Genomic DNA, 3,632 nt, shown 5'->3' on the forward strand with positions numbered 1-3,632 from the left:
GTCCATTTCCGAGAACCGGCCCATCCGCTGGCAGCGGGGGCACCGGGCGATCACGCCGCCGTCGGGAGTCTTCGATCCCTCGACCATGTCGGTGTAGTCTTCGAAAGTCGTTTCCAGGTCCACGCGCAGCCCTCCCTCACGTTTCCGATCTGCAAGAGCGGTGCCGGTGCGAACGCCGCTCGATCGGAAGCCTCCGGGGCCGGCTCCGCTACGGCAGGATGCAGACTTCGCGGGTCTCGTCGCCGATGCCCGGACGATGCTCGTAGACGGTGAAGTCGTTCTCCACGAACATCAAGGCTTCCCGGCCGCATCGCGGGCAGGGCATGAAGAGGCCGTGCGAGCTGACGGCGGGGGCCGGGGAATGGATCTCGTCCAGAACCGCTTGCGCTTCCATCGATGTCATCCTCCGAAGAGGACGCAGTGCAAGGCGGATGCCTAAGGGAGAGCACGCGCGGACCCATACATCGAGGGGTGCGCGTCTCGCTCGCGTCTGGCCGCGCCTCGCGGTTCTGTTTACTTGATGGCGAGAGGCGCAGGGAGGAACGCCCTCTCCCGCTCGATGCATCCGCCTTCGCCCCGCCGTCGCCAAGGCTTTGGCGCGGCTTCGGCGAGACGAGTCGCCGCACCAAACCGTCAGTGGAGCCGAATTTCGATTCGGTTCAGACGATCTGAAAGCGCGGCGAGACGGGTTGGAAGACGCGTTCGGGGCACCCGCCCACGGCTGAGGCGTACTGAGAACGTACGTTGAAGCCGTGGGCGGGTGCCCCGGACGCGTATAACGACCTGTATCGCGAGCGTGCCTAGTGAGGTCGGACCATGTCCTCCGGCTTGACGATCTCATCGAACTCCTCCCCCGTCAGGAATCCGAGCGCGACCGCCGCCTCGCGGAGCGAGATCTCCTCCTGGTAGGCCTTCTTGGCGACTTTCGCCGCCTTGTCGTAGCCGATCTTCGGATTCAACGCCGTGACGAGCATCAGCGAGTTCTTGACGTAGCGATCGATCTGCGCGCGGTTGGGCTCGATCCCTTCGACGCAGTGCGCCGTGAACATCTCGCAGGCGTTCGAGAGCAGCCGCACCGAATTGAGGAAATTGTGGATGATGAGCGGCTTGAACACGTTCAGCTCGAAGTTCCCCTGCGATCCCGCGATCGCAATCGCCGCGTCGTTGCCCATGACCTGCACGCAGACCATCGTCATGGCTTCCGACTGGGTCGGGTTGACCTTGCCGGGCATGATCGACGACCCCGGCTCGTTGGCGGGAAGGATGAGCTCGGCGAGCCCCGCGCGCGGCCCGGAGCCGAGCCACCGCACGTCGTTGGCGATCTTCATGAGCGACACGGCCAGCGTCCGGAGAGCGCCGCTCGCCATCACGAGCGCGTCGTGCGAGGCGAGCGCGGCGAACTTGTTGGGCGCCGAGACGAACGGAAGGCCGGTCAGCTCCGCGATCTTCTTCGCGGAGAGCTCGGCGAAACGCGGATGGGTGTTCAATCCCGTCCCCACGGCCGTCCCGCCCAGCGCGAGCTCGTAGAGAGAGGGAAGCACGAGGTCGATCCGCTTGATGTCGTCGTCGAGCTGCGCGGCGTAGCCGGAGAATTCCTGGCCCAGCGTCAGCGGCACGGCGTCCATCAGGTGCGTTCGCCCGATCTTGACGATCCCGTCGAAGGCGCGCGCCTTCGCGGCGAGCGCGTCGCGGAGCCTGCGCACCGCCGGAACGAGCGAGCGGTGGATCTCCTCGACGGCGGCGATGTGCATCGCGGTCGGGAACGTGTCGTTGGACGACTGGGACATGTTGACGTGGTCGTTCGGGTGGACCCGCTCGGCGGATTTCGCGAGCTCGGTCGCGCGATTGCCGATCACCTCGTTGGCGTTCATGTTCGTCTGGGTGCCGCTGCCCGTCTGCCAGATCCGGAGCGGGAAGTGGGCGTCGAGCGTCCCCGCGATCACTTCGTCGGCCGCCCGAACGATCGCGTCCGCCTTGTCGGCGGGGAGCTTCCCGAGCTCGCGATTCGTCAGAGCCGAGGCCTTCTTCAGGATGCCGATCGCCCGGATGAGCTCTCGCGGCATCACGTCGTGGCCGATCGCGAAGTGGATCAGCGAGCGCTGCGTCTGGGCGCCCCAGTAGCGGTCCGCGGGGACCTCGATCGTTCCCATGCTGTCCGACTCGATCCGGACGCCGGGTTTGCCTTCTTTCGTCTGTACGGACATGTCGCCTCCGAAGAAACGATTGTATCGACCTCCAGCGATCCGATCTGAGCCAAATGCGTCAATCCGAAGTCGCGAGTCACGGGCCGTGCCGCGGCTCCCTCATCCGGCGAGCGCCGCTCGCCACCTTCTCCCGCCGGGAGAAGGCAGAGCGCCGCTCGCCGGATGTGCCCCCGGGGCAGATCCTTCGTCGCTTCGCTCCTCAGGATGACAATGGGGCGCCCGGCGCCGCGGACAAGACTCGAATTTCCGGGGGCGCGCCGCCGCGCCTGCCTATTCCTTCTTCCACTCGGGGATTCTTCCCGGCGTCCACGGCGCCCCCGCCCCTTCCAGCTTCTCCTCGAGCCCGCGCAGGTCCTTCTCGACGAGCGTCGTCAGCGCGGCGAGCTGCACCTGGAACTCGTCGGCGGCGATCGCGTAGGCGTCGAGGCTCGTTCCCGTCGGCGCGGACGTCGTCGTCCACTGCGTGCCGACGATTCCCTCGACTCGGTCCGTGATCGACGGCGCCGTCGGCATCTCGTACCGGGCCGCGACATGGTCCCCCCGGAGCGCCGTGTCGATGTCGCGCAGCCGCGCCTCGAGAGCGCGCGCCTCGGCGCCGAGAGCCGAGGCGTCCTTTCCGGGCGTGTCGAGCACCGCCTGCTTGATGTGCTCCAGCCGGTCGCGGACCTCGCCGATGAGCTCGCCGGCCCCGCGGACGGCCCGCTGCAGCCGGGCCGTCTTCTGCTCGAACGCGAGGAGAGCGGCGCGGTCCTTCGCGGGAACCGTCCCGACCCCCGAAGCCTCGAACGTCTGCGGCTCGCCGATCGGCGTGATCTTGCCGTCGACGCGCCGGGCGAGAGAGACCGTGTACCGTCCCGGGACGACCATCGGCCCGGTCGGAGGCGGCGAGAAGGGGTCCGCGTCGCGGGGCTTGAGCGAAACCGGCACGGCCGCGGGATAGCGAAGGTCCCACGCGATGCGGTGCACGCCTTTCTCCCCTTTCGCGGTGAGCCGCCGAACGACGTTGCCGTCGGCGTCGGCGACCGTGAAGATCAGCGCGGGATCCTCCTCGGCGGCCTCGGAGCGGAGATCGGCGAGCGAGGCGAAGGGCATCTCGCCCCCCTCCTTGTCGACCTTCTTCTCGCGCTCGTGCCGCGCGGCCGTCTTCGTCTCGAGCTCGTCCTTCAGGTAGTACGTGAACACCGCGCCGAAGGGCGGGTTGGCGGCCGCGTAGAACGCGTCCCCCTGGAACGCCTTGCCGGGCAGTCCGAGCGGCGTCATCGGCATCGCCACGCGCGCGTTCTTGACCGGGAAGAGAACGGCTTCTTTCGCGAGCGCGTCGGCCGTCGCGTACCGGAGCGGCGTGTAGTCGTCGAGGATGTAGAACCCGCGCCCGAACGTCGCGGCGACGAGGTCGTTCTCCCGTTTCTGGATCGCGAGATCGCGCAC

At 67.8% G+C, this 3,632-nt stretch carries 3 protein-coding genes; all 3 read right to left on the minus strand.

The window, feature by feature from the left end:
• Positions 1-208: 208 nt before the first annotated feature.
• A complete protein-coding gene (locus VKH46_14705) occupies positions 209-394 on the minus strand; it encodes a hypothetical protein (protein ID HKB72094.1) in 186 nt (61 codons plus the stop codon).
• Between the two features lie 406 nt (positions 395-800).
• The gene (fumC, locus tag VKH46_14710) at positions 801-2,204 is read right to left on the minus strand and encodes a class II fumarate hydratase (protein HKB72095.1); all 1,404 of its coding nucleotides are present in this window, start codon (positions 2,202-2,204) and stop codon (positions 801-803) included.
• A 270-nt stretch (positions 2,205-2,474) separates the two neighbouring features.
• Positions 2,475-3,632, minus strand: a 1,158-nt coding sequence (locus tag VKH46_14715) for a glycosyl hydrolase (GenBank protein ID HKB72096.1), incomplete at its 5' end; no start/stop codon positions are given.

The sequence above is a fragment of the Thermoanaerobaculia bacterium genome (genome assembly GCA_035260525.1).
Lineage (GTDB): Bacteria > Acidobacteriota > Thermoanaerobaculia > UBA5066 > DATFVB01 > DATFVB01.

Excerpts from the sequence above, each read along its gene's own strand:
- VKH46_14705 (HKB72094.1), bottom strand. The coding sequence starts at position 394 with ATGGAAGCGCAAGCGGTTCTGGACGAGATCCATTCCCCGGCCCCCGCC.
- fumC (HKB72095.1), bottom strand. The coding sequence starts at position 2,204 with ATGTCCGTACAGACGAAAGAAGGCAAACCCGGCGTCCGGATCGAGTCG.